This is a genomic window from Clostridium sp. DFI.1.208 (genome assembly GCF_024463855.1).
Classification (GTDB): Bacteria; Bacillota_I; Bacilli_A; order Erysipelotrichales; family Erysipelotrichaceae; genus Clostridium_AQ.
Genome location: NZ_JANGCA010000024.1, coordinates 27,089 through 53,420 on the forward strand (window position 1 = coordinate 27,089; position 26,332 = coordinate 53,420).

Genomic DNA, 26,332 nt, shown 5'->3' on the forward strand with positions numbered 1-26,332 from the left:
TAGAAATTTTACAGCTAATATCCATATTTAGTTCATTTAGTGTTTGTAAATACGTTCCATAAGTGATAAAATTAGCATATAACAAGACGAGAGGAGAGCGTGTTTATGAAACTAATTTTAGCGATTATGTCCAATGACGACAGTCCTGCAGTTTCCAGTGCATTGACAAAAGAAAATTATCAGGTTACCAGACTGGCAACGACTGGAGGGTTCCTGCGTGCAGGAAATACTACCCTGATCGTAGGTACCGATGATGATAAGATTGAACGTGCGATTGAAGTGATTGGAGAATACAGCAGACGTCGTACAGAAGTGGTACCGAGTACAGCATCCTACGATATCGGAAGATATGCATCTTTTCCAGTTGAAGTACAGGTAGGTGGAGCAACGATCTTCGTTATCGATGTTGAGAAATTTATTAAATTATAATTAGAAAAGGAAGCCTGCGGGTTTCTTTTTATTTTGGTGAAAAAAAGTCCGGCTCAGGGTTCTATACGGATGCAGGAAGGATTATCCATCATCGTGACAAAAAGAAGCAGGGGTATTGCCTATATCTTCTCCCGTTTTGAAAGCGAGCAGGACTCTTATTATAAGCCTTTTGATCCTTTCGCTGAATACAAAAAAAGGAGCTCTCTTTTTTACGGTTGTAATGAGAAAGCTCCCTGCTTTGTATATGTTATTTCGTATGCTTTTGTGTTCTGTCGCTGTCTTATCTTTCGACAGCTATTCTGCATGCTTGATTCCATATGCAGTTTTACATAGAATACAGCAACTGTTAGCTTCATATCAAAGCATCCGGTGACACTTCCTTTTGGAAGGTAAGCTCCACCTTAAACAAATCAGCGTCAAAGCTAATCTGTATATGCCCGTTTTGCAGCTCGGTAAAGCTTTTGGCTATCGCAAGGCCCAGACCGCTGCCCTCCGTATTTCTTGCCTTGTCACCGCGTTGAAAGCGTTCCATGATGTCAGCGGGAGCAAAGTCAAGCTCTGTAGCGGAGATGTTCTTGACAGAGATGTACACCTCTTGCTCGCGCTCCTCTACATAGACGTAAACACGGGTATGCTCCAATGCATATTTACCGGCATTCACCAGTAGATTTTCCAATATGCGAAAGGTTTTCTGCGGATCAAGAGAGAGGATGATTTTCTCCTTACTGAAGGTGTTGCGAATCGTCAGATCATGCTCCGTAAACAGTGTCTCACATTCCATTTCCACCTGCTTAATCAAAGAAATCAAATCAACATCCATGCGATCCAGCTGTATATTGCCGGTACTGGCCTTACTGACCTCGAACAAATCCTCAATCAAATGCTTGAGGCGGTTGCTGCCGGATTCCAGTATCGCAATGTAGCGCAGCCGCTCCTCTTCCGGTAGGTCCTTGTTTTTTAAAAGGTCGATGTAGCTGATCATGGAGGTGAGCGGCGTTTTCAAATCGTGCGAAACATTGGTAATCAGCTCCGTACGCATATTCTGGGAGCGTACCTCCTGTGCGACTGCCTCCTGAAAGGATGTCTCAATATTTTGAAGATTGTCCTTCAGCGGTTCATAGATACCCAGACCTTCCTCCATAGTGGCTTGAAAATCGCCATTTGCCACCCGCTGTATGATGGCTTCAAGCGACTGAAAGTCCTTTTTCATTCTGCTATATTGCCGATGGCGGATATAATACAGGATTAGACAATAGCATGTAAGCAGAAGATAGAAAAATAGTCCGCTGTCCCAGTAGATACATAAGACGAGGATACATGCGATATGCAGTAGCAAGGCGGCAAGCAGACGTAGCTCTCCCTTATCATGAAAATCAAAGCCGACGATGTAACGATAGAATTGCTTTGCCTGCCTGCCAAGCAATACGGAATTCTGTGCCAGCCAGGAGTGCTTTTGCAGGGATTCCCGGACACCGTTGTGCTGCATGGAGCGAATTGCATACCCGCATCCGGAAACCATGGCAAATATTCCGCCAAGAAATGCGATTTGCAAGAGATAATAGCTGGAAATCTGCCATGTATCAGCTGAGAGGATATCCAGTGAAAAGTTCTCAGGCAGACGAAACATCTGATACACAAGCTCACTGCCCTTGCTTTTATAGACATATAACCCAAGCAATGCAGCTCCCATGGTGATTTCATAAGGCAGCTTTTGTGTGAAAAAACGATAGTAGCCGCTTTTGGCCGCCCATGTATACGGAAGCAGTAAGGACCAGGCGAAAAGCAGTGTACTGACCAGCAAGGTGATGCGCATCAGGGCAGGCTCCATATATGCTTCAATTCGGGAATATTCCATAGGGATGGAATCATCAGCCGGCTCCTTGATATATGTGTTGCCATAAACATCTCTTTCTTCTTCACTGTTCACGTATTTGTAATGCGTTTTATACTCTGTGATGGCTTTTTGATCAAGGGATGGAAATACCAGAAACATAGAAATGATCGCCAGCAAAATACCCGATAGAAGAAGTAGGGTGGTCCAATGTACTTTTTTCATAATTCACCTCTTTTACTGTTTTTCAATCTTATAGCCGACACCCCAAACGACCTTGATATAGCGGGGAGCACGGGGATTGATTTCAATTTTCTCTCTCAGATTTCGGATATGAACCATGACGGTTTCCGTGTTGACGGCTGTTTCTTTCCACACATGCTCATAGATGTCGTCGCTGGAAAATACCTGTCCCGGATGCTCCATAAACAGCTGCAGTATCCGAAATTCAATCGGTGTCAGCCGACGGGGCTCTCCATCCACAAAGACCTCCTTGCTCTTGCGGTGCAGCTCGATTCCTCCCAGAAGCAGGCTGTCCTCCACCTCCTGCTTTTGCTCGAGCAGCTGCTGATAGCGCATATGCCGGCGCAGCTGAGCGTGCACACGGGCAAGCAGCTCCATCGGAACAAACGGCTTTGTCACATAGTCATCTGCCCCGATATTCAAACCGGTTATTTTATCGATATCTTCTGATTTGGCAGATAGGATAATAATAGGAAATTCATACAGCTCTCTGATTTTCATCGTCAGGGCAATCCCATCCATTACCGGCATCATGACATCGACAATCGCCAGATCCACCGGATTGCTTTGTACAAGCTCCCATGCAATGGCTCCATTCGCTGCTTTCAGGGTCGCATATCCCTGACTTTTTAAATAAATTTCAATAGCATCCGCAATCGATGCTTCATCTTCGGCAATCAGTATGACAGAACTCATGACGACACTCCTTTTCTATAATTATACAACAGATATGTTTTATTTGTCTGTTTTTTCAGTAAATGCAGATATAGCAAAGGTATGCAGACAGAGTAATCCGGCAAGGCTGAATCCGGTAAACAGTATTACGATATCCAGTATGTTCATCATCCGTCCTCCTGCATGTAGTATATAAAAAAAGTATTAAGGAACGACGGTATCAAATCAAAAGATTTTCTAAAGAAGTCCGGGTATTTGCTTGTAAAAGGCATTCCAATGAAATACAATTAAGGAAGAAAGGGTGTTTGTATGAAACGAATCATTGAAAATATAAAATTTATGCAGGATGGCACGATGGTATTCGGTGATCTGCATCTGGAAGACGGCTTTGTGGAACGGATAGACTACAAAACACCGCATATGGTGAGTGATATTGCAATACCGGGGCTGGTGGATATTCATACGCATGGATTTCACGGCTATTCCTGCGAGAATACAGAAATTGAGAATCTGCACGCATTGGCACTGGAATACCCGAAGCGTGGAATCACCTCATTTTGTCCGACGGTATCGGCAAGATCACTGGATGAATTTCGTACGATTATAAATGCATATCGCAAGGCCTTTCAGGGAGATTATCGGGGAGCGCGCTATGAGGGGGTGCATCTGGAAGGTCCATATCTGAACCCTGAGCGCCGTGGTTCCATGAAAACTGAAAATCTTATGGAGATTCATCTGGGAGAGCTGGAGGATTTTCTGTCAGAGTATCATGATGATATAAAAATAATGACGATTGCTCCGGATGTGAAAAATGCCATGGAGGCAATTTCGTTATTGCATCTGTATGGTGTTGAAATCTCGCTTGGACATACGAATGCAGATTTTGCGCAGACCAACGAAGCGTTTGCATGCGGGGCAACACAGATTACACATCTGGGGAATACCATGCCGGAAATCACACATCGCAAGCCTGGTATGATGGATGCCGTATTCTTATCCGACTGTCTGTGTGAAATCATCATGGACGGTGTGCATATGCAGCGGGAAATGCTGAAATGGGTAATTCGTCTGCTGGGCTGTAATCGCGTGGTTGCGGTAAGTGACGGGACGCCATACTCTGGCTTTAATTATCCAAACGGCTATGAGCTGGAGGATGGAAGCGTCATACGGAACGGAGCTGTTTATAAAGGGAATGTTTTGCTTGGAAGCAGCTGCGATCTGCTGGATATCTTCCAGTATCTTTACAAACAGGAGGGGTATGATCTGTCCGACTGTATCCGGATGTGCTCCACCAATGCTGCCAGGATGATGAAGACCTATGCCCATGAGATCGGGCTGGGAAAAAATATCAATCTTGTGATACTGAGCCATGATATGAGTGTAAAGGAAGTCATCATCAACGGACGAAGTGCTTTATAACTGGTACAGGAATGCTTCCATGAATGCATTGCTTCTGGAGAGTTTTATAAAAGGTAGAAAAGGGCGCATGAGTCTTCCGTGCATGGGAGCTGTCATGCGCCTTTCGTATTTTTTAAAGTGCCTTGTCATGGAGCATCTGCTGTGATGGAGCAGTACATACGAATGCTTTATCAAGCGTAAACTGTAGATGAAGGGGTTCTACGAATTGCAGAGTGAAGGATCGCTGATTCATCGACGCCCATAAACGCGTTTTAAGAGGAGTTTCTCATGATAGGAATACAGGAATCAGTGAAGTTGATTAAAACGTCTTAAAACGAATAAAAATAAGGATTTAAGAAAAATTAAGAATTAGCGAGGAATGGGAAATACAAAAAAGAAGGCTTTGCCTTCTTTTTTTACACAAATTATTTGTTTACGCGGATAAATACAGGACCACTTCCGATATAAGCAGATGCTTCTACGGTCGTTCCGCCCTTCCATCCACCATGAACAGCCTGTCCGTTACCTACATATACAGCGATATGAGGAACACCGGCACCGGCATCATCATAGTAAATTAAATCTCCTGGCTGTGGATTGCTTGTTACGCTACCCAAAGACATATACTCTGCTGGCCAACCATGGAAATAAATTCCCTGTGCTGCCAGTGCATTGGAAGCCAATGCTGTACAGTCCTGACCAACACCAAGCTGTGCTAATGCTGCAGAAGCGATTCCACCATCAGCAGTTCCTAAGTTCTGAGAAGAACCTGCAGCTCTGCTGCTGGAACCATTACTTGCAGTACCCTCGCTGTCAGCTACATCTTCACTTTCGTTCTCTGTTGCTTCAGCCTTTTCTTTTTTCTTGATTTTCTTTGCTACACCGTTTTTGTCAAACTTGTAACCAGCATATTCTGTCTTGGTTGCAGCCTGACCCTTTTTGTTGAAATAATACTTCTTACCGTCAATCGTCTTCCAACCCTTGGTCATGAAGCCGTAATCTGTGTAATAGTATTTTTCTCCATCCTTCTTCACCCATCCGGTCGTAATTGTACCGTCATCGTTGAAGTTGTACTTTTTACCATCAATGGTTACAACGCCGGAAGCCAGAGAACCGTCCTTTGTAAAGTAAACCTTCTTTCCGTTTACCTTGGTCCATCCGGTAACCAGTTTACCATCTTCGCCGAAGTTGTAAGTTTTGTTATCGATCTTCTGTACACCAGTAACAGCAACTCCAAATTCATTGTAGTATGTATCCTTTACTTCGTTCCATCCTGTCAGCAATACTCCAGATTTCTGGAATGTGTATTCATGACCATCGATGACCTGTTTTCCATTCACACGGTGACCTTCTGCATCAAAGTAGTAGGTAGAACCGTTGATTTCTTTCCAGGAGCTTGTAATCGGATGACCCTCATTGTTCAGGTAGTAGCTGCCAGCCTCATCAAATACCCATGAGCTTGTTTTTACCTGGCCTTCCATTTTGTAGACTCTGTCCGTGCCACTTCCGTGCCATCCGTCAGAATTTTGTGCCGCATATACCGTAGTTACTGCTGTTCCAGCTGTAGCCAGACACAGGACTAAAGCAACTTTCTTTGTGTTTTTTTCGATAAAATTCATGTTATCACCTCGACATCAACGCCCTCATTGTAACAAAGCGTTTTTTTATTTGCAACCCCTATTTTTTGAAAACTTACGATTTTGTCACTTTTCCATCCCATTACGATTCCCTTTAAAAGCTTTGTTTATAGGCTGAAACCCGATTTTAGAAAATTTTAAAAATGTTATGAAATTTTTTTGTATTTCTTCCGTTTTTCATCCGAAATGCGTCAGAAACACAAAAAGGAGCCGTAGCCCCTTTTTTATCGTTTTTTGCTTTTTACGGTCTGCGGATTGCCGTGATACTCTGCCCGCTGTTATTGCTCCAGAAGCTTACAGAGGAGGTAATTACTCCGGTAGATGGATTTGTCGCATGAACCATCTGGCCGCCACCTACGTAAATGGATACATGTGCACCACCGCTCCATACGATCAGATCGCCTGGCTGCATATTACCGTAGGATACCGCTGATCCAACACTTGCCTGTCCGCCTGCTGTTCTCGGAATGCTAATACCTGCCTGTGCATAGGCATAGGAGGTCAGACCGGAGCAGTCAAAGCCTGCAGGGGAAGAGCCGCCCCATACGTAAGGGGAGCCTACCATGGAAGCTGCAACGCCTGCCGCGCTGGAATTGCTTCCGGAACCTGCCGGATTCAGATTGGCTGATGAGGAGGAAGCGCTGCTGGAAGCCGGTGCAGAGCTGTTGCCTGCTGCACGTGTGCTCTGTACATTCTCATTGCTTTCTGCTGTTTCTGCTTTTTTCTTCTCTTTGATTTTCTTTGCCACACCGTTTTTGTCAAACTTGTAGCCTGCATACTTCGTGCTGGTTGCTGCCTGTCCCTTGCGGTTGAAATAATATTTCTTTCCGTCAATGGTCTTCCAGCCCTTTGTCATAAAGCCGTATTTGTCGTAATAGTATTTTTCTCCGTCTTTTTTCACCCAGCCGCTCTGTAAAGAACCGTCACTGGAGAAGTTATAGGATTTTCCGTCAATCTCTGTTTTTGCAGTTGCCAAAGATCCGTCTTCCTTGAAGTACAGCTTCTTTCCGTCTACTGTCTGCCATCCGCTGACGATGTTTCCGTCCTTGTCGAACAGATACTGTTTTTCATCAATCGTCTGCAGGCCGTTCAGTTTTTCTCCGAATTCACTATAGTAGGATGTTTTTGTCTGATTCCAGCCAGTCAGCAGTACGCCGGATTTCTGGAACTGATATTCATGACCGTCAATGATCTGTTTCCCGTTTACACGGTGTCCTTCAGAATCGAAGTAATAAACAGAGCCGTTGATAGTCTTCCATTCGCTTATAATCGGATGCCCGTCTGCATCCAGGTAGAAGCTTCCGCTTTCGTCGAACAGCCATGAGCTGGTCTTGACAGCACCTTCCTCTTTGTAAATGCGGTCCGCTCCGGTTCCATGCCATCCGTCCGCATTAGTGGCAGCATATACAGTTGTGACTGCAGTTCCAGCTGTTGCCAGGCACAGAATCAGCGCCACTTTTTTGGTATGTTTTTCAATAAAATTCATGTTGTCACCTCACAGTTTTGCATTCTAACAGAGAAAATTCCTTTTTGCAAACCCATTTTCTGTAAAAGCTGCGAAATGAATGCGTCCAAAGATAGGACGCAGCACGGAATGGCCGCCTATTCATCGGCTTTTTTTACTGCTTAGCAGATTTTATAAAATTTTTTGAATTTTTTTTGCAGCTACTCCTTTTTAAACCAGTAGAGGGAACCGCTGGAGTCTTCGGCACCGCTGATCGGGTTTACCCGTTTTTCCTGTATGGCATCGCTTGGCTGATACCAGACACCCTTGCGCTTTTTGTACAGGCCGTTGAAGGTATCCTTGAAGATATCCTTGCTGATGGTGTAATACTGCTTTTCCAGCTCGCGGTTGTCATCGAAGCCGCTCCAGATGCCTACGGTGTATTCCGGATTGAAGCCCATAACCAGAGAATCCCAGTCACTGGTTCCCGATTTCGCCGCTACGGTTATATCGGGCTCATGTCCGTACATGCTTGGAAAGGTATAGGACTTGTTACGGATATCAAAGGTGGAGGTCATCATCTGATTCAAAATCAGTGTTTCATCCCGCTGCAGCAGCCGCTTCGGCTGAACCTCGCGCTTGTAGACAACATCATCACCGCTTGTGATATGGGAAATGAGGGCAGGCTTAACATACAGACCCTCGGAGGCGAAGGTATTGTAAATGCGGCTAAGCTCCAGAAGTGACATATTCACGGTTCCAAGTGCTTCACTTGGATTCGGAGAGGACTGGCGGATGTTGAAATCAAGGAGAGCGTTATGCAGCGTATCTACACCGAGAAAGAGCTGCGTTTTGACCGCATAGATATTGTCACTCAGGGAAATGGCATTGATCATGGAAATTTTTCCGTTCGCATATACATTGCCGTAATTGGTCGGTGCATACTCCTCATCATCGGAAATGCGGAAGGTTGTCTTCTGCGAGGTGAACTGCGTGGAGGGGGTGAAGCCCTGCTGCAGGGCGCAGTAATACAGCAGCGGCTTTATGGTGCTGGCTACCTGCCGGGAGGAGTAGATGGCGCGATTGTATTGTGAAATCGTATAATCCTTACCTCCGACCATGGCCATCACATTTCCGGTAAAGGGCTGTGTGATAATACCGGCAACCTCCAGCTCACTGCCCAGATCCACGTGCTTTGTGACCGCATTGCTCAGCTGCATCTGTACCTTTGGATCATAATAGGTGTGAACATGGATTTCCCGGTTTAAATCGATATTGAGCTTGCTAAGCTCCTGAATGACCGCATCGATGTAGTATTCATCAATGCCGTAGGTACTGATGTTTACATTGGTGGACAGCTTCAGCTTCTCCTTCATGGCCTGCTCGTACTGTGATGATGTGATGACGCCGTTATTTTTCAAAACCTCAAGAATGAGATGCTCTCGCTTGATCGCATTGTCTTTGTGCAGAAATGGGGAGTAGATACTGGGGCCGTTTGGGATACCGATCAGCATCGCTGTCTCCGCTATGCTGAGCTGACTTAGCTTCTTGTCGAAGAAATACTCCGCCGCAGCATTAACGCCGTAAACTCCATGACCGAAATAGACAGTGTTCAGATATCCCTCCAGGATATCCTTTTTGCTGTACTGCATTTCCAGACGGGCGGCATAAAAAAATTCCTGCACCTTTCTCGATAAGGTCTGTTCATTTGTCAGAAACAGATTCTTTGCATATTGCTGCGTAATGGTGGATCCGCCCTGACGGATATCCCGATGAATGAGATTGGTACCCAGCGCCTTTGTGATACGCACAGGATCAAAGCCTGCATGGTAATAGAACCGTTTATCTTCTACACTCACAAAAGCATCCTGAACAAATTCGGGAATGTCGTCAATGGATGTCCATTGCATATTTTTTTTGAAATTGGATTCGTATATGATATCACCATTCACATCATAGATCGTTATGTTCTTTCGCTGTTCATCCAGCGGGAGCCGATTAAACAGAGCATAGGCATAGACGCATACTATCAGTGTGAGCAGTACAAAAATCATTCCAAACACCAGCTTGCGGATTTTTTTCATAGCAACACCTCGTATGCTATTAGTGTGAGCGTTTGTGCGTGCTTTAAACACAAAATATGAAAGTGGTATACACCATCCTCTAATATTCTACAAGTATAATATAATACTATTGATATAATAATAGGGTAAGCAGTCACTTGTTATGAGGAAGGATAAAAAAATGGGATTGCAAGATATTTACAGAAATCTGTAGCGTACAGAAACTATTATTTGATGTGGTCTAATTTATATTCTATAAAAGGAATATGATAATATTCATATATGGATTGTGATTTTATATAAGAGAGTATCTTTTGTATTCAGGTGGATAGATTCTATGATTTTACACCCTATATATTATAAGGAAGAGTTTTATATCTGTCCTATATAATATAAGGAAGAGTTTTTCAAAAATTGATTGCCTGTGATTCAGCTCCTATATAATATAAGGAAGAGTTTTTATACCGGAATCCGATTAGAGAGCGGAGAAAGAAAGGAAAATCCTAGAAGAGGTATATCCCTTTTTAAGATAGATCACCTTTTGCAGGATATCTCATTCTCAAAGTAGAATATGCTTCTATATTCTACTAATTGAATATGAAATGCGAACCGTTTTTGTTATTCTACTTTTATAATAAGCTAAGCGCTTTGTGAAAAAAGACTCGTAAGCTGATTTTAAGCGGAAAGTGCCAGTTAAAAATTTAGAGAGAAAAAGTGAAAAAAAGGTTGCACGATATTCAATTTCTGCTATAATGCTCATGATAAGTGGTGACAGCATGAAAAAGCATATCGTAGTAAAACAGAAACATCTTTACACAGAAGAGCGAAACCTTATGTTTGAAGGACAGGCTTTTTTTTCTAATTCGGACGGCTGTCTTCGACTTTCCTACACGGAGCGCGGCAGCAATACGATGGTCAGCGTAGAGGCCGAGGAAGAGGAGCTTCGCATCAAACGGGATGGAGAACTCATGACAAGGCTGACGTTTCAGCATAAAAAGCAGACGACAGGATCTGTTCTGTCAGAATTTGGAACGATTGATATCGGAGTTTTTACGCATAAATATATAAAAAGAGAAAATATTATAGCCATTGAATATGATATTCTAAGCGGTGATGAAGTCACGGACGGGTATCGTATCCTTTGGATCTTAAAGGAGGATAAGGCGTGAATCAGATAGAAAACAACTTGAAACAGGCATTGAGGAATGCCGTGCAGAAAGCATTTGATACAGAACTGGATACGGCGTCCATCGTGATTGAAATACCAAAGGACAAAAGCCATGGTGATTATTCTACCAATGTGGCAATGCAGCTGACCAGAATTTTAAAAAACAACCCGCGTAAAATAGCAGAGGCTATCGTAGAGGCGCTGGATAAAGCAGCGGCAGATATTGAAGGCTGTGAAATCGCAGGGCCCGGCTTTATCAACTTTACGATTAAGAACACATCCCTTGCGCAAATCATAACGAAGGTTTTGCAGGAGCAGGACAGCTACGGAAACAGCAAGGATGGAAACGGTCTGAAGGTAAATGTGGAATACGTTTCCGCCAATCCAACAGGCGATCTGCATCTGGGGCATGCACGAGGTGCAGCCTGGGGTGATAGCATCACCCGCCTGATGAAAGCAAGCGGCTATGATGTATGTCGGGAATATTATGTAAATGATGCCGGAAATCAGATTGTGAATCTAGGCAAGAGTCTGCAGGCGAGATACCGAGAGCATCTGGGGCTGGATTTTGATCTGCCCGAGGATGGCTATCATGGCGAGGATGTTAAAAAGATTGCGATCGCGATCGCGGATGAATATAAGGATGTTTATGTGGAATACAGCGATGCCAATCTGAAATTCTTCAAGGAAAAGGGAATTGCATTCGAGCTTGATAAAATCCGTCGTGACCTGGATAATTTCCGTGTACACTTCGATGTATGGAGCAGTGAACAGAGTATTCGCGATGAAGGAAAGGTCGAAAAGGCGCTGGAGGTTCTGCATGAAAAGGGGCTTACGTATGAAGAAGACGGTGCCCTCTGGTTTGCGACAACACGCTTCGGGGATGATAAGGACCGTGTTCTTAGAAAAAAGGATGGCTCCTACACATATCTGGTACCGGATATAGCATATCATAAGGATAAGCTGGATCGTGGCTATGATCTGCTCGTGGATCTGCTTGGTGCGGATCATCATGGATATATTCCCCGTCTGAAGGCAAGTATTGAAGCTCTGGGAAATAATCCGGACAAGCTGCAGGTCGATATCATCCAGATGGTACGTCTTGTTGAAAACGGTGAAGAGGTCAAGATGAGCAAGCGTCTTGGCAATGCGGTAACCATCCGTGAACTCTGTGAAGAGGTTGGTGTGGATGCCGTGCGCTATTTCTTTGTACAGCGCGCCGTGGATACACACCTGGATTTTGATCTGGGCCTTGCCAGAAAACAGAGCAATGACAACCCTGTATACTATGCACAGTATGCACATGCCCGTATCTGTTCGATTCTGCGTCAGGCTTCCGAAATTGCGGAGGCACAGTCTTTTGAACTGCTGACGCATGAAAAGGAAATCGCACTGATGAAGTATATCAATGAATTTACGAACGTAGTGAGCGATGCTGCACGTTCCCGTGCACCGCATAAGGTATGCAACTATATTCAGAAGCTGGCACAGCATTTCCACAGCTTCTATAATGTATGCAAGGTAATAGATCCTCAGCAGCCGGAACTTTCTTCCCAGCGACTGGCTCTGCTGAAGGCCACAAAGATCACATTGAAAAATGCCTTATATCTGATCGGCGTTGACGCCATTGAAAAAATGTAGGAGGAACGTGAAGTTATTATGAAAAAGTCTATGATCGATGTAGCATATGATTTGATGTCTACGAAGAAGAAAGCAATTGTATTCCTGAAGCTGTGGGAAGAGGTCTGCCAGGTAATGGCATTTACGAAGCAGCAGGAGGAAGATAATATTGCCCAGTTTTACAGTGACCTGTCACTGGATGACCGGTTTGTAAATGTCGGAGAAAACAAATGGGACCTCAGAGAGCGCCACACCTATCATGAAGTTGTCGTGGATACGGAAGAAATTCTGATTGATGAGGAATCCGACGATGATTACGAGGAAGATGATTCTGCAAAAGCAGGGGATGAAGAATTCTAAATATTCTTCCCCCTTTTTCTTTTTCCGCTTTACATCGTTGGAATGTGCAGGTCAAAAGGCATTGTATACGCTGTAAACACGGGAAATATCGATCACAGGCCTGCACGCTTTCCCTGATGCTGTGAAAGATGTTGATTAGAATAGCAGGCTGCTTCAGCATAATTGTGAACAGGAGCCTTTAAATATGCCCTTTTTTGAAAATATGTGTTCAAAAGCTTTTCAAAAGGGGAAAAATGCAGTAGAATAATAGTGTTAAGAGACTAAAGGAGGAAATTGATTATGGCATTAGTATCCGCAACAGAAATGCTGAATAAAGCACACGAAGGTCATTACGCAGTTGGTGCTTTCAACATTAACAACCTTGAATGGACAAAGATGATTTTACTGGCAGCTGAAGAAGCTAAATCTCCAGTTATGTTAGGAGTATCTGAAGGTGCTGCTAAATACATGTGTGGATTCAAGACCGTAGTAGCTATGGTTAAAGAAGTTCACGACAGTCTGGGAATCACCGTACCGGTTGCTCTGCACCTGGATCACGGAAGCTACGAAGGGGCAAAAGCCTGCATCGAAGCTGGATTTACATCTGTAATGTTTGACGGTTCTCACTATGCATTTGAAGAAAACCTGGCAAAATCCAAGGAAATGATCGAGCTGGCTCATTCTAAAGGATTATCCATCGAATGCGAAGTTGGTGGAATCGGTGGTGAAGAAGATGGTGTTGCTTCCATGGGTGAGCTTGCTGATCCTCAGGAATGTAAGACAATCGCTGAGCTGGGCGTAGACTTCCTGGCTGCCGGAATCGGTAACATCCACGGGAAATACCCTGCTGACTGGGCTGGTCTGAACTTTGAACGTCTGGGAGAAATCCAGGATGTAACTAACGGAAAACCGCTGGTACTGCACGGTGGATCAGGAATCCCTGCTGATCAGATTGCTAAGGCTATCTCTTTAGGTGTTTCTAAGATCAACGTAAATACAGAGCTGCAGCTGGTATTCGCAGATGCTACTCGTAAATATGTAGAAGCTGGAAAAGACCTGGAAGGCAAAGGATACGATCCTCGTAAACTGCTGAAACCAGGATGCGATGCAATCAAAGATAAAGTTACATCTATGATGAAAGAATTCGGTTCTTACGGTAAAGCTGAATAATCAAACAAAACGGCAGGTATCTGCCGTTTTTCAAAACAGAGACTGATTTGACGCTAGATAGTCATTTGGGCATGGTTTATGGGGTATGCTGCTAAAAAGCATGCCTCTTTTTTTTCCTCTATTGTATGAAATTTCCCGGGAAACAGCGATCCCTGTCTTTAAACTATAAAAGGATAGAATCCAAATTTGTACAGATTGTGTCAAAAGATGTGAAAAGATTTGGATTTGATTTTAAAAGCCATGCTTGTTATTTTATAAATAGAAACATTGGATTCGGATATCGTGGGAGTGATTGTATGAATAAAATTATGCTTCTCGTCTTACTGACGATTATTATGATCGCGGTTGCTGTTCCCTTTATCATTCGTAGTCTCTTATGGAACAGGGTGTTGAAACAGCTTCATAACGGACACTACGATAAGGTTCTCACCATGCTGAACAGCAAGGCATTCACGTTGTTTTTTAAAGAATATGACCGTAACTGGAATACACTGCGCGTCTATCTGGCACAGGGAAACAATCGTAAGATCGAAGAACAGACCAGAAAGCTGCTCGACAGCAGGCTTACAAATGCGCAGGCATATCAGATCGCAAGTCAGACCTTCTTCTATTTCCTTGACAGGGAAAACAGGGACGTATGTGAACGGCTGCTTGCTCATATTGAGAAAAGCGCAGGGGAGGAAGAGCTTTTATATGACCAAATGCTGTTTCGCATCATGATTGAAAAAAAGAGTGAGGATATCGCAGGAATGGAGGCTCTCCTTGAGAAAAAGGAAGCAGAAAAAATCAAGAAGGATCAGAAGCAGGATCAGCAGGTGCAGATTGGCATTTTACAATATCTGCTTGGACTGCAATATTCCTACCAGAAAAACCGCCGGCAGATGGAGCTGTATCTGAACAAAGCCAGAGTGAATCTGAAGGGTACGCCATACCATAAAAAAGTCAAACAGCTATTGAATAAAGCATGATTTCGTTTAAGACGCGGGAGGAATTGCATGAATATTATGTTGAATCTTGACAAGCGCTGTCAGGAAATTTTAAAAAGGCTTATGTATGCCGGAGGATATCTGAAAATCCAGGATCTTGCGGATGAAATGCAGATATCAAGACGCAGTGTGTATTATGATATCACAAAAATCAATGAGTGGCTGGAGGATCAGGATATCGATCCGCTTGTTCAGGAACGCGGTAAAGGCATTTTTGTAAGCAGTGAACAGTCCAGAAGGATACAGGAGGCAATGAGTGATCAGGGGAGTGATAACTACCATGTCTTTACACCGGATGAGCGTAACCGGATTGAGATATGCGCAATCATTATCCGTTCCCATCCGCTGTATATAGAGAACTTCATGGAGGTATGCCAGGTCAGCAGAAACACAGTCATCAATGATCTTAAAAATGTCATACGGTTTCTGGAAAATTACAATCTGGAGCTGACCTACGATATCAAAAGCGGCTATCGTATCGCAGGGGATACAATCAAGAAGCGGGCGATTTTCTTTATGCTGTTTCCATCGCTTTGGGAGTATTACGACCGGCAGGTTGTCCTTGCGGAAAATGAGCAGTATATCCGTGAAATTTTGGTAAAGCTGAAGAAAATCGAAAGTGAGCTGCATGCGGAATATGTCAGCGGTGTACTGCCGACACTTGCTGTTTTCATGTCGGCGATCGACAAACGCAGCGATCAGCTGACGTTCTCGGATATGGATGAGGAGGAAATTGTAGAAACAAGGGAGTATCATCTTGTTTCACAGTATTTCCCGGATTTGGAAAATGGCGAGAAGGTTTATGTGACACTGCATCTGCTGGGGTCAAGACTGCAGACGATTCCTGTCAACGTTATGAAGGAACAGGATGAAACCTATGAAATCTCAAAAAATCTTGTTCATGAATTTGAGCGTCTGACCTGTATATTCTTTGATCAGGAGGAGGAGCTGGTGGATGCGATCAATGCGCATTTGAAGACATCCCTCTATCGCTACCGCTATGGTATTCAGCTGGGAAATCCAATGCTGAACAGCATCAAGACGGAGTATGAGGAGCTTTACGAGATTACGAAGAAGTCCTGTGAATATCTGGAAAAGAAGCTGGGCTGTCTGATATCCGATGCTGAGGTGGCCTATATCACACTGCATTTTGGAGCTTTTCTGACGACCAATCAGACACAGAAGCGCAATTTACGCATCCTGATTATCTGTCCAAACGGAATCGGCACAGGAAATATGCTGCGAAATGAGGTGGCTTCTCTGGTGCCGCAGGCAACCGAAATTGTGAATCTGCCATTGAGTCAGTATGAGGAAAATCACGATTTTGATGTTGTGATCTCCACGGTTGTCCTGCCGAAGGAAAAGAAGCTGATTGTTGTGCACCCGATTCTGACGGATCAGGACAGGGTTACCATACTGCGCAACTGCATGTATACAGAACCGCAGGCCAATCTGCAAATTCAGGAAATCGTACGACTGGCAACCAGCTATATTCCATCCTCCAAGCTGGATGAATTTGAAAAGGATTTGCAGGACTACTATTCCAGCATACAGATTCGTACGGTTCCACACCGTAATTTCGGACAGAATCTGGTGTATTATCTCAAGCCCTCGCATATTCAGATTTGCCGGGAGGATTGTGACTGGGAGGAGGCCTTGCGCCTGTCCTGCCGTCCGTTGCTAATGGAGGATTCCATCACGCAGAAATATGTTGAGGCAATCGTTGCGGATCAGCGAAACCGTGGCTTGATGATGTTTCTTGCGGATGGTCTTGTGCTTGCGCATGCGGCGATTGAAAAGGGCGTGAAGCAGCTGGATGTATCCTTGTGCACCTTTAAGCATCCGGTCACCTTTCTGAATGGAAAGCAGGCGCGCATCATCATCGTACTATGTGCGGAGGATCAGACCAAGCATATCCGTATCCTGAATGATGTGCTGAATATTTTCTCCAAAAAGAAGAGTATTGAGCAGCTGGCAGCACTGGAAAGCAGTGAGGATATTCAAAGCTATATTCGTGCACATACGCAGGAAACTGAAGGTTAATGCACGTTTAAGCGATTACAAATTGCACAATATCTAACATTTTGCACAAAAACGGGAAAACAATTGGTCTTGTATTTCCAACTGAAAAAAAGATAATGAAAACGTAAAGAGGTAAGGTTATGACATCTATGGAAAAACTGTTACAGGAAAAAAACTGTTACCTGAGAGATCGGGTGCAGGACTGGAAGGAAGCTGTTCACATTGCATGTGAACCACTGATCGAGCAGAATTACTGCACAACGGCATATGAAGATGCCATTTACGAAATCACAGAAAGACTTGGTCCATACTATGTGCTCTGTGAAAACCTGGCACTGATTCACGCCAGCAACCAATCCGGTGTCAATGACACGCAGATGGCTGTGACCGTGCTCAAGGAGCCGGTGAAATTCAAGCCGGACGGATATGATGTCCGTGTACTGGTAACTCTGGTTGCCAAAGACAGCGAATCTCACATGGAAGGGATTCAGGCTGTATCCAACATTTTCTCTGATGAGAAGAAGGTTCAGGAAATTCTGGACGCAACATGCCCAAAGGAAATATTCGACCTGTTTGTTTCCAACGCATGTGAAAAATAGCGTTAACCATTTGAAAGGGAGGATTTACACATATGTTAGAATTTATTATCAACATACTGTCCACACCTGCAATTCTTGTAGGTCTGATGTCTTTGCTGGGTCTTGCGCTTCAGCGTAAGCCAATCGAAGATATTGTCAAGGGAACCGTCAAAACAATCGTCGGCTTCCTCGTATTATCTGCCGGTGCTTCATTCCTGCAGTCCGGATCATTGAACGCGTTCGGTGATCTGTTCAACTATGCATTCAGCATGCAGGGTGTTGTACCAAACAATGAAGCAATTGTTTCTCTGGCTCTGAAGGACTTCGCTACAGATACTGCTTATATCATGTGTCTGGGTATGGTCTTCAATATCGTAATGGCTCGTTTCTCAAGAATGCACTACATTTTCTTAACAGGTCATCACACTCTTTACATGGCATGTATGCTTGCCGTAATTCTGAATGTCGGCGGTCTTGAGAACTGGCAGCTGTGGCTGGGCGGCGGACTTCTGCTTGGCTTCATCATGGCATTCTCTCCTGCTTTCTGTCAGCCGACAATGCGAAAGATTACCAAAACGGATGAGCTTGGTTTCGGTCACTTCGGTGGTGCCGGATACTGGTTTGCTGCACAGTGTGGGAAGCTGTTCAAGGGCAAAGGAAAATCAACAGAGGAAGTTAACTTCCCTCAGCGTCTGACCTTCCTGCGTGATACAACCGTAGCAATCGGTCTTACCATGGTGATCTTCTTCCTGGTCGTTACAACCGTAGCGGTAAGCAAGGGTATCCTGAGTGCAGATGCTGCAGCTATTCTTGAAAAATATCCAAACCTTGCTGGTCTGTTGAATGTTGGGGCTGAAACAAAGACTCACTGGGCTGTATGGGCAATTACAAGCGGTCTGAGCTTCGCTGGTGGTGTTTACATCATCCTGAGCGGTGTTCGTCTGATTGTCGGGGAAATCGTTCCTGCATTCCGTGGTATTGCTGAGAAGCTGGTTCCAGGTGCTGTACCTGCAATCGACTGTCCAGTCGTATTCCCTTATGCTCCAAATGCTGTACTAATCGGATTCCTGGTATCCTTCCTTGGAGGTATCGTAGGACTGTTCATTCTTGGATTCATCGATACAAACCTTATGAGTGTTGCACTGATTCTGCCTGGTGTTATTCCTCACTTCTTCTGTGGAGCAACAGCTGGTGTATTCGGTAACGCTGAGGGTGGATTAAAAGGCTGTGTATTCGGAAGCTTCATGCACGGATTACTGATTACCTTCCTGCCTGCTATCTGTATGCCGGTTATGGGTTCCCTGAACTTTGCTAACTGTACATTCTCTGATGCAGACTTCTCCTGGATGGGAATCGTCTTCGGAAATATCGCTCAGGTTGTTCAGGGCGTAGGTCTGTTAGGTGTCTGTGCAGTTGTATTCCTGATTCCTATCGTGTACAATTATGTTGCACCTAAGAAAGCAAAAAAAGCTGAATAAGCTTTGGAAAGAAGGAAAATAAGTTATGGAAATCAGAAGCATTATGTGTTGCTGCGGACAGGGTCTTGGAAGCAGCATGATCGTCAGCATGAACGTCGAAAAAGCTCTGAAAAAGCTGGGAGTATCTGGTGTCAAGGTAGAGCATACGGCACTTGGTGAAATCACGGAAAACAGCGCTGACCTGTTTGTGGTAGGGGCTGACCTTGCTCCGCAGATGACGAACTACAAAAACAAGATCATCTTAAATCAGCTTATGGACATGAATGAAATCGAAACTAAGCTGAAAGAAGCATTCGGTCTTTAAGAAAACAGAAAAAGAAGGCTGTTTCTTCCATCCTTCTTTTTCTTTACAAATTTTTGATGGAAAACAGCAGAAATAAGCGTATAAGCAGGATGAGTATATCTGGCTGCATAGCGTGATCAAAGGCATACAGGTCAGAGGATGCACTCACTGCTTATGCTGTTAGTGAAAAGGAGGTAGTAGCATTGGAAACATCACAACGAAAAGAATTGCAGGTATTCGCTGCACAATTAAGAATTGATATACTGGAAATGCTGGAGCATAGAGGCTATGGACATCTGGGTGGTTCTCTGTCAATCGTGGAGCTGATGAGTGTACTGTATGGAAAACAGCTTCATGTTGATCCAAAGCAGCCAAGGATGGAGGACCGTGATATGGTCGTTCTATCGAAGGGACATGCCGGACCTGCATGGTACTGTGCACTTGCAGAGAAAGGGTTCTTTGATAAGGAATGGCTGATGACATTGAATGATGGCGGTACTAGGCTTCCAAGTCATCCCGATCGTACGAAAACTCCTGGTGTGGATATGACTACCGGCTCTTTGGGGCAGGGAACAAGCGCCGCAGCAGGTATTGCGACAGGTATGAGAATGAAAGGATCAAGCCGTTATGTCTATATGATCGTAGGGGATGGCGAGCTGAATGAGGGACAGTGCTGGGAAGCCTTCCAGTATATAGCTCATTATAAGCTGAACAACTGTATTGTAATCATAGATGATAACAAGCGCCAGCTGGATGGTTATACAAAGGACGTCATGAATCCCTTCAGTATTCCTGATAAGATGAAGGCGTTTGGCTTTGATGTTCAGGTTGTAAAGGGGAATGATATCAAAGCAATCGATGCGGCGATCGAACAGGCAAAGGCAGTAAAGGATCAGGCGGTATGCATCGTTCTGGATACCATCAAGGGACAGGGTGTACCATATTTTGAAAAGATGGAATCCAATCACTCTGTGAAGTTTAACAACAATGAGGTTATCGGAGAAACACACAAGGCGATTGAGGAATTAAAGCAGTTTATAGAAAAGGAGGGACAGTAGGATGTTTACGCTTAGCAAGGACCGCAGTAAAAAAGGGAAAGAGCTGCGTATGGTTGTAGTGGAAACACTGCAGGATATGATGAAGAGCGATGCTCAGGTTGTGGCAATGGAAGCTGACCTTGGCGGTGCAAGCGGCTTTACGAAGATTCAGAAAAGCAATCCGGACCGTTTCATTCAATGCGGTATTTCTGAAGCAAACATGACTGGTGTTGCGGCAGGGTTGTCGGTAACAGGCTTTAAGCCGTATTTACATACGTTTGGGCCGTTTGCTTCCAGAAGAATCTACGATCAGATTTTCCTGTCAGGGGCATATGCTGGCAACACGATGAATATTTACGGCTCTGATCCCGGCTTTACAGCAGGACCAAACGGAGGAACACATACAACATGGGAGGATGTCGCTTTGATGCGCGCAATTCCGCATGCTGTGGTATGCGATGCAGCCGATGAGGTACAGCTGGACTGGATGGTAAGAGAATTTGCCAAGATGGAGGGCGTACACTATTTCCGCGCAAATCGGAAGGATGTACGCAACGTATATGAAAAAGGCTCTGTCTTTGAAATGGGAAAAGGAAATATTGTAAGAGAAGGTAGCGATGTCCTGATTATATCTGCCGGACAGCTGGTAAGCGATGCACTGGATTGTGCGGAAGCATTGGCAAAGGAAGGGATTTCCGTAGAAGTCATTGATATGTTCTGCATCAAGCCGCTGGATGAGGAGCTGATACTTCGTGAAGCAGCTGGGAAAAAGGCTGTCGTAACATTTGAAAATCACTCGATTATCGGGGGACTGGGAAGTGCGGTTGCGGAGGTTTTGGCGGAACAGAATATTTCCGTAAAATTCAAGAGACATGGTGTCAGTGAGCGTTTTGGCGCAGTAGGTACACCGGAGTTTCTGCAGAAGGAATTCAAACTGACGGCGGATGATTTGCTGCAGACAGTGAAAAACACTCTGAAATAGTATAACGAAGGAATCAGTTCAAATCTGATTCCTTTTTCTTCCGTATTCATGGCAGGCCGCAGCAGCAGGAAAGCTATATCCTTTTGCTGCGTGCTCAGCGATGGATATGCCTTAACCCACACGCAGTATTTCGCCGCAGCATGCTTGTTTCTATCAGCCATAGACCGTTATCGTCTATGCTTTATCAGTAAACGAAAGCTATTATTCTGAAAAAAGAAAAGATGTTATATCATGTTATCTTTATTTTTATAACATGTTGTGTTATATTTTAAGGGGAACTACACTCAGGAAAGGGGATGAAGCAATGCAGAAAAAAGAAGGTGCTCCATTGTATCTGCAAATTTATAAGGAGCTTCAGAAGCGAATAGAAAATGGAATATACAAGGAAAATGAGCTGCTTCCATCGGAAGCATCCTTACAAGCGGAATTCAATGTAAGCCGCATAACGATCAGACGTTCTCTTCAGGATTTAGAGCTTGCAGGATTTATAAAGGTACAAAAGGGAAAAGGCGCAATGGTGCTGGCAAACAGAAAATATACGGATTTGGTTGGTGTCAGCAGCTTTTCGCAGGATGCTATGAAGTCCGGAGAACGGCCCTCCTCTATTATTTTGGAGTTTGAGGAAATGAAAGCTTCCGGTATTGTATGTGACTATTTGCAGCTTCAGGAGGGTGCTGATATATACCGTCTGAAACGTCTGCGCTTGAAAAATGGGAGAATCATCGGGATGAATGAACAATTTATCTCGAGACAAACCGGTTTTGAATTACACGCAGATGTATTGAATGAAAAAACATCAATCTATGCCTTGTATGAGGAACAGGGGCTTCATATAGAGCGTGCAGTCGAGTCTATAGAAGCGGTAATGCCATCTACGGCATTGCGAAAAGAGCTTTATATGAATGAAGGAGAGCCATTATTCAGAAGAGAGCGGATCACATATGATTACAAAAACAGGCCGCTGGAATTATCAATAAATTCCTATAAAGCGGATGAATACAAATATATCATTACATTGAAAAAGGATGAGCTATAAGCAGACACATTGCGTAGTAGCAGGTTTTCACTTCATGCATCTGCCTGCATGCTCATGGTATCCTATGAAGGAAAGTGAATATATCGTATTTTATGAAGAGAGCAGTGAACGATTGTTTGCGGCTCTTTTTGTTTTACAAGAACGTAGCGCATAGCATAATGCCTTATAGGGGGACATATTGAAAAAATAATTTCAATAGGTTTCTTTGCTGATATAACAAGTTAAGAGCCTGTATGATGCAATTATCTATGTAAAAGGCTTACATAGGCAACAAAATTTGTAAATTATACAGATTATATTGACAAACTTGATATAATAAGTTATCATACAGTTGTAACATGTTATATCATGATTGGAACAGGAGGGAGACGACTTGAAGTATTATGATATTCACTCCCATTTAGGGAAGACAAGCTCCGGAGATGAAAACACACCGCGGGAGCTGGTAACTGATTTAAAAAGGTATGGTATTGAAAAGGTCGGTATCAGCTGTCTTTCAGGGATATCTACCAGAGAACAGAATGATTTGATTTACCGTGCAATGCAGGAATTTCCAGAGGTGATTGAGGGCTATGCGTTTATCAATCCAAAGGATGCAGCTGCAGAAGATGAAATTGACCTATGCCTTGGAACCTATGGCATGAATGCAGTGAAGTTTCATTCCTGGAAGCATGGCTATTATCCGGATAATTCCGGAGCACTCGATCGCCTGCTGGACAAAATCGATTCCTATGGTGTGCATGTGCAAACCCATGTCGGGACTGCGCCGATTAGCAATCCCTATGTCTGGGCAGAATACGCCAAAAAGCATCCGCATGTCCGTTTTGTATTCACTCACATCGGGTATTATGAATTCGGGATGTCCACAATCGAAGCGGTTAAGGATTTGACGAATGTCTGGGTGGAAACCTCCGGACAAATGGATGTAGAGGTATTAAAAAAAGCGATAGCTGTGCTGGGATCGAAGCGTGTATGCTTTGGTACGGACTGGCCCTATAAGCCGGTAAATATGGAAATCAGCAAATTTTATGAGCTGGAATTAACAGAAGAACAGCGCGCCGATATTTTTTATCGGAATGCTGAGATATTATGGAAGCGAGTAAAGGAGGAACAGATATGAAAATAACTACGTTTCGGATTGATGATCGACTGATTCACGGACAGGTGGTAACTGCCTGGATTGCACATAGTGACGCTAAGCAGATTTTGGTTGCGGATGATGCGGCTGCGAAGGATACCCTGCAGCAGTCCCTCCTCAAAATGGCAACACCGAAAAAGGTTGATTTAAAAATTATGAGTCTTGAGGATGCTAATCAGCTGATTCAAAACGACGAGAGTGATACAAAAACACTGCTGCTTGTACGCGGTCCGAAGCAGGCATTGTATTTAATTGACAGCTGCAGTGATGTAAAAAGTATAAATGTTGGAAATATCAATATGAAAAAGGGGAAAAGAAAAATTCTGGGGAACTGCTGGCTGAATGAAGAGGAAGAAAAGGATATTCGTCTTCTTGCAGAAAAGGTGGAAGTTGAGGTACGTGCTGTACCGAATGAGCATAAACAGATTCTGGTAAATCTGCTTTAATTTAGAAAGGAAGGGAATTTTATGAGTTTATTTTTACAGGCATTTCTTGTCGCGCTGGCTGTGACGATTGCATTTATCGATGCGCACACAACACAGACACACATTTTCCGTCCGATATTTATAGGACCGCTTGTCGGCGCTATCATGGGGGATTTCAATACCGGCTTGCAGGTAGGTGTAACCGTTGAGCTTATGTTTCTTGCTGTTATCTTTGTTGGAACAGCAGTACCACCCAACCCCACGATTTCAACAGCAATTGCAACCGCTGTAGCCATTTTGGGTGGGGGAGGAACAGATTTGGCAGTAGCAACCGCACTTCCTGTATCCTTCATAGGTCAGATCGCGGAGACGGTGCAAAATTCAGTTATCAATGTATGGTTTATGCATAGGGCAGAGCATGCGATTGAAAAATTGGATACGAGAGGGCTGGTTATGAACAATATCGTCTTTACGATGGGAATGAATGCCCTTCTCTATGGAGTACCAACCTTTCTTGCTGTATATTTTGGTGCCGATTTTGTAGCAGATATCATTAAAGCGATTCCGGATAAGATTATAACCGGATTATCGGTAGGAGGGAACATGGTAGGTGCTGTCGGTTTTGCCTTACTGCTCAGCTCTATCAAAAATCATACCATGTGGCCGTTTTTGTTTCTCGGATTCTTCTTTGCGGCCTATCTGCAGATCAATATGGTAGGTATCGCCCTGCTGGCTGTTGTTTTTGCGGCACTGTATTACTATTTCAAGCTTGCGGATGAGGGAAAGGAGTAGGCAAATGGAAGCAAAGAAACTAACAAAAAAGGATTTATGGAAGGTATTCCGCGGTCAGCTTACAATCCGTGGAGCAAATAACTATGAGCGTCAGCAAAATGCCGGCTTTACGCAGGCTATGATGCCGGTCATTGAAAAGGTTTATGACAATGATGAGGATAAGCGGGAGGCTTATGAACGGCATATGGAGTATTTTCTGACAAATGATATCACAAGTGCTATTCCTGTCGGCATTGCTGCGGCGATGGAAGAAATGCACGCGAATGATCCGGATATGAATCCCAATGCCATCAATGCGGTAAAAACTGCCCTCATGGGACCTCTTGCAGGTCTTGGCGATTCCTTGCTGAATGGTACAGCAAGACCAATTTTGGCAAGTCTTGCCATTTCTCTTGTACATGCGAATCTGGGATGGGTAGGACCGATATTTTTTGTAATCGGTATGAGTATCGTTTCCCTTGGTATCCGCTATCTGGGCGTATTTCAGGGCTATAAGCAGGGAATCAAGCTTGTTGAAAAAATTAACTCCAGCGGACTCATTTCCAAAATTACAGATATTGCCGCAATCGCTGCCTATACGATTGTCGGAGGCTTCATACCGGCTCTGGTTGTTATGAACATCCCGATTGAAATCAAGTCCGGTGAGACAGTTATCAACATTCAGAAGACATTGGATGGTCTGATGCCGGGTGTTCTGGGTCTTGCATATACCTTCCTGATGTATTACCTGGTAACAAAGAAAAAAATCTCAGCAGTTAAACTGATTTTCTTCACAATGGTGTTTGCAATTCTTGCAGTTTATGCAGGCATTCTTGGCTAAGGAGGTGCTCTGATGATAGATATTCATTCGCATTTAAAAACAGACAGCGGAAAAGGCAGTGTGCAGGAGCTTTTGCAGGATATGGACCGTTTTCATATCGATCGGCGTGTTATTTCAGATATGCGCTATGATGATGTGCAGGGCGGTAATCAGAGGATTGCTGAGCTGGTAAAGGAATACCCTGAGCGCCTGATCGGATGTGCGGTGTTGAACCCTGCACTATCCACGATTCTCGAGGACACAAGACATGCCTGCTCGCTGAAAGAAATCCGTATGATAGAATTCGATTCATATCGCCATGGCTACGCTCCCGATGATTGTCCTGTTCTGGATGAGGTGTTCGCAATGCTGCAGGAACGCGGTTTGATCGTTAAGGTATTTTCCGGTATTAGCGCTAAGGCCTTGCCGCATCAATGGGAAAGGTATACGAAACGATATCCGCAAATACCGTTTATCTATTTGCATATGGGATGCTTTGATTACGGGTACAGCTGTGTTGATATCGTAAAGCGTAATAAAAATGCATATATAGAAACGAGTAATCAGTATGAAATGCAGATTCTGAAAAAGGCATTTCGTCAGCTTCGTGAAGAACAGATCGTATTCGGAACAACCTATCCGCAGCGTTTTACAAAAAATGCGTTGGAGGTATTTGATTTATTTGATTTGAAAGAGGATCAGCTGCAGATGTTTACGGAGGAAAATGCCAAACGTCTGCTGCAGATGTGAGGGAAAAGA

At 44.1% G+C, this 26,332-nt stretch carries 24 protein-coding genes; 19 read left to right on the top strand and 5 right to left on the bottom strand.

Features of this window, described 5'->3' with window-relative positions; translation table 11 throughout:
* Positions 1-105 precede the first annotated feature (105 nt).
* Positions 106-429, top strand: coding sequence for a cyclic-di-AMP receptor (locus tag NE665_RS13340; protein ID WP_002606956.1), 324 nt, complete (start codon positions 106-108; stop codon positions 427-429).
* Positions 430-781: 352 nt separating this feature from the next.
* Here NE665_RS13340 and NE665_RS13345 read toward each other — a convergent pair whose 3' ends face one another.
* Together NE665_RS13345 and NE665_RS13350 are read right to left on the bottom strand one after the other, a co-directional pair.
* Complete coding sequence (locus tag NE665_RS13345) at positions 782-2,485, bottom strand: HAMP domain-containing sensor histidine kinase (protein WP_117441762.1); 1,704 nt, start codon at positions 2,483-2,485, stop codon at positions 782-784.
* A 12-nt stretch (positions 2,486-2,497) separates the two neighbouring features.
* Positions 2,498-3,199, bottom strand: coding sequence for a response regulator transcription factor (locus tag NE665_RS13350; RefSeq protein WP_117441761.1), 702 nt, complete (start codon positions 3,197-3,199; stop codon positions 2,498-2,500).
* Between the two features lie 288 nt (positions 3,200-3,487).
* Here NE665_RS13350 and NE665_RS13355 point away from each other — a divergent pair, with 288 nt between their 5' ends.
* Entirely contained in the window at positions 3,488-4,597 is a 1,110-nt protein-coding gene (locus NE665_RS13355) for an amidohydrolase family protein (RefSeq protein WP_117441760.1), read from the top strand.
* Positions 4,598-5,001: 404 nt separating this feature from the next.
* Here NE665_RS13355 and NE665_RS13360 read toward each other — a convergent pair whose 3' ends face one another.
* From NE665_RS13360 to NE665_RS13370, 3 genes are all read right to left on the bottom strand, one after another.
* Complete coding sequence (locus tag NE665_RS13360) at positions 5,002-6,195, bottom strand: NlpC/P60 family protein (RefSeq protein WP_117441759.1); 1,194 nt, start codon at positions 6,193-6,195, stop codon at positions 5,002-5,004.
* Positions 6,196-6,454: 259 nt separating this feature from the next.
* Positions 6,455-7,699 carry an NlpC/P60 family protein gene (locus NE665_RS13365; RefSeq protein ID WP_117441758.1) on the bottom strand — a complete coding sequence of 415 codons (1,245 nt, stop codon included), beginning with the start codon at positions 7,697-7,699 and terminating at the stop codon, positions 6,455-6,457.
* A gap of 179 nt (positions 7,700-7,878) precedes the next feature.
* Positions 7,879-9,741, bottom strand: coding sequence for a transglycosylase domain-containing protein (locus tag NE665_RS13370; protein WP_117441757.1), 1,863 nt, complete (start codon positions 9,739-9,741; stop codon positions 7,879-7,881).
* A 755-nt stretch (positions 9,742-10,496) separates the two neighbouring features.
* On the opposite strand from NE665_RS13370, the gene NE665_RS13375 reads away from it, so the two are divergent.
* The 17 genes from NE665_RS13375 (at position 10,497) to NE665_RS13455 (ending at position 26,323) form a co-directional block, all read left to right on the top strand.
* Complete coding sequence (locus NE665_RS13375) at positions 10,497-10,889, top strand: DUF1934 domain-containing protein (protein WP_233104679.1); 393 nt, start codon at positions 10,497-10,499, stop codon at positions 10,887-10,889.
* The gene (gene argS, locus NE665_RS13380; RefSeq protein ID WP_117441755.1) at positions 10,886-12,529 is read left to right on the top strand and encodes an arginine--tRNA ligase; all 1,644 of its coding nucleotides are present in this window, start codon (positions 10,886-10,888) and stop codon (positions 12,527-12,529) included. The genes NE665_RS13375 and argS overlap by 4 nt, the downstream gene beginning before the upstream one ends.
* A gap of 18 nt (positions 12,530-12,547) precedes the next feature.
* Positions 12,548-12,868 carry a DNA-directed RNA polymerase subunit delta gene (gene rpoE, locus NE665_RS13385; protein ID WP_117441754.1) on the top strand — a complete coding sequence of 107 codons (321 nt, stop codon included), beginning with the start codon at positions 12,548-12,550 and terminating at the stop codon, positions 12,866-12,868.
* Positions 12,869-13,147: 279 nt separating this feature from the next.
* Positions 13,148-14,017, top strand: coding sequence for a class II fructose-1,6-bisphosphate aldolase (fba, locus tag NE665_RS13390; RefSeq protein ID WP_002606969.1), 870 nt, complete (start codon positions 13,148-13,150; stop codon positions 14,015-14,017).
* 296 nt (positions 14,018-14,313) lie between these two features.
* Positions 14,314-14,985 (top strand): hypothetical protein, encoded by a 672-nt coding sequence (locus tag NE665_RS13395; protein WP_117441753.1) that lies wholly within the window; start codon positions 14,314-14,316, stop codon positions 14,983-14,985.
* A 27-nt stretch (positions 14,986-15,012) separates the two neighbouring features.
* Positions 15,013-17,046: a BglG family transcription antiterminator gene (locus tag NE665_RS13400; RefSeq protein WP_233104678.1), complete on the top strand. Its 2,034-nt coding sequence runs from the start codon at positions 15,013-15,015 to the stop codon at positions 17,044-17,046.
* Between the two features lie 119 nt (positions 17,047-17,165).
* On the top strand, positions 17,166-17,624 hold the full coding sequence (locus NE665_RS13405) for a PTS sugar transporter subunit IIA (protein WP_008818247.1): 459 nt from the start codon (positions 17,166-17,168) through the stop codon (positions 17,622-17,624).
* Positions 17,625-17,656: 32 nt separating this feature from the next.
* On the top strand, positions 17,657-19,081 hold the full coding sequence (locus NE665_RS13410; RefSeq protein ID WP_118654504.1) for a PTS ascorbate transporter subunit IIC: 1,425 nt from the start codon (positions 17,657-17,659) through the stop codon (positions 19,079-19,081).
* Positions 19,082-19,106: 25 nt separating this feature from the next.
* Positions 19,107-19,385 carry a PTS sugar transporter subunit IIB gene (locus tag NE665_RS13415; RefSeq protein WP_118654503.1) on the top strand — a complete coding sequence of 93 codons (279 nt, stop codon included), beginning with the start codon at positions 19,107-19,109 and terminating at the stop codon, positions 19,383-19,385.
* Between the two features lie 182 nt (positions 19,386-19,567).
* Positions 19,568-20,422, top strand: a complete 855-nt coding sequence (locus NE665_RS13420) for a transketolase (RefSeq protein WP_118654502.1) — start codon at positions 19,568-19,570, stop codon at positions 20,420-20,422.
* Between the two features lies 1 nt (position 20,423).
* Positions 20,424-21,383, top strand: coding sequence for a transketolase C-terminal domain-containing protein (locus NE665_RS13425; protein WP_118654501.1), 960 nt, complete (start codon positions 20,424-20,426; stop codon positions 21,381-21,383).
* 304 nt (positions 21,384-21,687) lie between these two features.
* Entirely contained in the window at positions 21,688-22,419 is a 732-nt protein-coding gene (locus NE665_RS13430; protein WP_118654500.1) for a GntR family transcriptional regulator, read from the top strand.
* Between the two features lie 373 nt (positions 22,420-22,792).
* Positions 22,793-23,539 (top strand): amidohydrolase family protein, encoded by a 747-nt coding sequence (locus NE665_RS13435; protein ID WP_118654499.1) that lies wholly within the window; start codon positions 22,793-22,795, stop codon positions 23,537-23,539.
* A complete protein-coding gene (locus NE665_RS13440; protein WP_118654498.1) occupies positions 23,536-24,003 on the top strand; it encodes a PTS sugar transporter subunit IIB in 468 nt (155 codons plus the stop codon). The genes NE665_RS13435 and NE665_RS13440 overlap by 4 nt, the downstream gene beginning before the upstream one ends.
* A gap of 21 nt (positions 24,004-24,024) precedes the next feature.
* Entirely contained in the window at positions 24,025-24,774 is a 750-nt protein-coding gene (locus NE665_RS13445; RefSeq protein WP_118654497.1) for a PTS sugar transporter subunit IIC, read from the top strand.
* A gap of 4 nt (positions 24,775-24,778) precedes the next feature.
* Positions 24,779-25,594, top strand: a complete 816-nt coding sequence (locus tag NE665_RS13450) for a PTS system mannose/fructose/sorbose family transporter subunit IID (protein WP_118654496.1) — start codon at positions 24,779-24,781, stop codon at positions 25,592-25,594.
* 12 nt (positions 25,595-25,606) lie between these two features.
* Positions 25,607-26,323: an amidohydrolase family protein gene (locus NE665_RS13455; protein WP_118654495.1), complete on the top strand. Its 717-nt coding sequence runs from the start codon at positions 25,607-25,609 to the stop codon at positions 26,321-26,323.
* The last annotated feature ends 9 nt before the right edge of the window (positions 26,324-26,332 follow it).

What these genes read in the sequence shown, in the direction of transcription:
- NE665_RS13340 (WP_002606956.1), top strand. Translation starts at nt 106, where the DNA reads ATGAAACTAATTTTAGCGATTATGTCCAATGACGACAGTCCTGCAGTT.
- NE665_RS13345 (WP_117441762.1), bottom strand. Translation starts at nt 2,485, where the DNA reads ATGAAAAAAGTACATTGGACCACCCTACTTCTTCTATCGGGTATTTTG.
- NE665_RS13350 (WP_117441761.1), bottom strand. Translation starts at nt 3,199, where the DNA reads ATGAGTTCTGTCATACTGATTGCCGAAGATGAAGCATCGATTGCGGAT.
- NE665_RS13355 (WP_117441760.1), top strand. Translation starts at nt 3,488, where the DNA reads ATGAAACGAATCATTGAAAATATAAAATTTATGCAGGATGGCACGATG.
- NE665_RS13360 (WP_117441759.1), bottom strand. Translation starts at nt 6,195, where the DNA reads ATGAATTTTATCGAAAAAAACACAAAGAAAGTTGCTTTAGTCCTGTGT.
- NE665_RS13365 (WP_117441758.1), bottom strand. Translation starts at nt 7,699, where the DNA reads ATGAATTTTATTGAAAAACATACCAAAAAAGTGGCGCTGATTCTGTGC.
- NE665_RS13370 (WP_117441757.1), bottom strand. Translation starts at nt 9,741, where the DNA reads ATGAAAAAAATCCGCAAGCTGGTGTTTGGAATGATTTTTGTACTGCTC.
- NE665_RS13375 (WP_233104679.1), top strand. Translation starts at nt 10,497, where the DNA reads ATGAAAAAGCATATCGTAGTAAAACAGAAACATCTTTACACAGAAGAG.
- rpoE (WP_117441754.1), top strand. Translation starts at nt 12,548, where the DNA reads ATGAAAAAGTCTATGATCGATGTAGCATATGATTTGATGTCTACGAAG.
- fba (WP_002606969.1), top strand. Translation starts at nt 13,148, where the DNA reads ATGGCATTAGTATCCGCAACAGAAATGCTGAATAAAGCACACGAAGGT.
- NE665_RS13395 (WP_117441753.1), top strand. Translation starts at nt 14,314, where the DNA reads ATGAATAAAATTATGCTTCTCGTCTTACTGACGATTATTATGATCGCG.
- NE665_RS13400 (WP_233104678.1), top strand. Translation starts at nt 15,013, where the DNA reads ATGAATATTATGTTGAATCTTGACAAGCGCTGTCAGGAAATTTTAAAA.
- NE665_RS13405 (WP_008818247.1), top strand. Translation starts at nt 17,166, where the DNA reads ATGACATCTATGGAAAAACTGTTACAGGAAAAAAACTGTTACCTGAGA.
- NE665_RS13410 (WP_118654504.1), top strand. Translation starts at nt 17,657, where the DNA reads ATGTTAGAATTTATTATCAACATACTGTCCACACCTGCAATTCTTGTA.
- NE665_RS13415 (WP_118654503.1), top strand. Translation starts at nt 19,107, where the DNA reads ATGGAAATCAGAAGCATTATGTGTTGCTGCGGACAGGGTCTTGGAAGC.
- NE665_RS13425 (WP_118654501.1), top strand. Translation starts at nt 20,424, where the DNA reads ATGTTTACGCTTAGCAAGGACCGCAGTAAAAAAGGGAAAGAGCTGCGT.
- NE665_RS13430 (WP_118654500.1), top strand. Translation starts at nt 21,688, where the DNA reads ATGCAGAAAAAAGAAGGTGCTCCATTGTATCTGCAAATTTATAAGGAG.
- NE665_RS13440 (WP_118654498.1), top strand. Translation starts at nt 23,536, where the DNA reads ATGAAAATAACTACGTTTCGGATTGATGATCGACTGATTCACGGACAG.
- NE665_RS13445 (WP_118654497.1), top strand. Translation starts at nt 24,025, where the DNA reads ATGAGTTTATTTTTACAGGCATTTCTTGTCGCGCTGGCTGTGACGATT.
- NE665_RS13450 (WP_118654496.1), top strand. Translation starts at nt 24,779, where the DNA reads ATGGAAGCAAAGAAACTAACAAAAAAGGATTTATGGAAGGTATTCCGC.
- NE665_RS13455 (WP_118654495.1), top strand. Translation starts at nt 25,607, where the DNA reads ATGATAGATATTCATTCGCATTTAAAAACAGACAGCGGAAAAGGCAGT.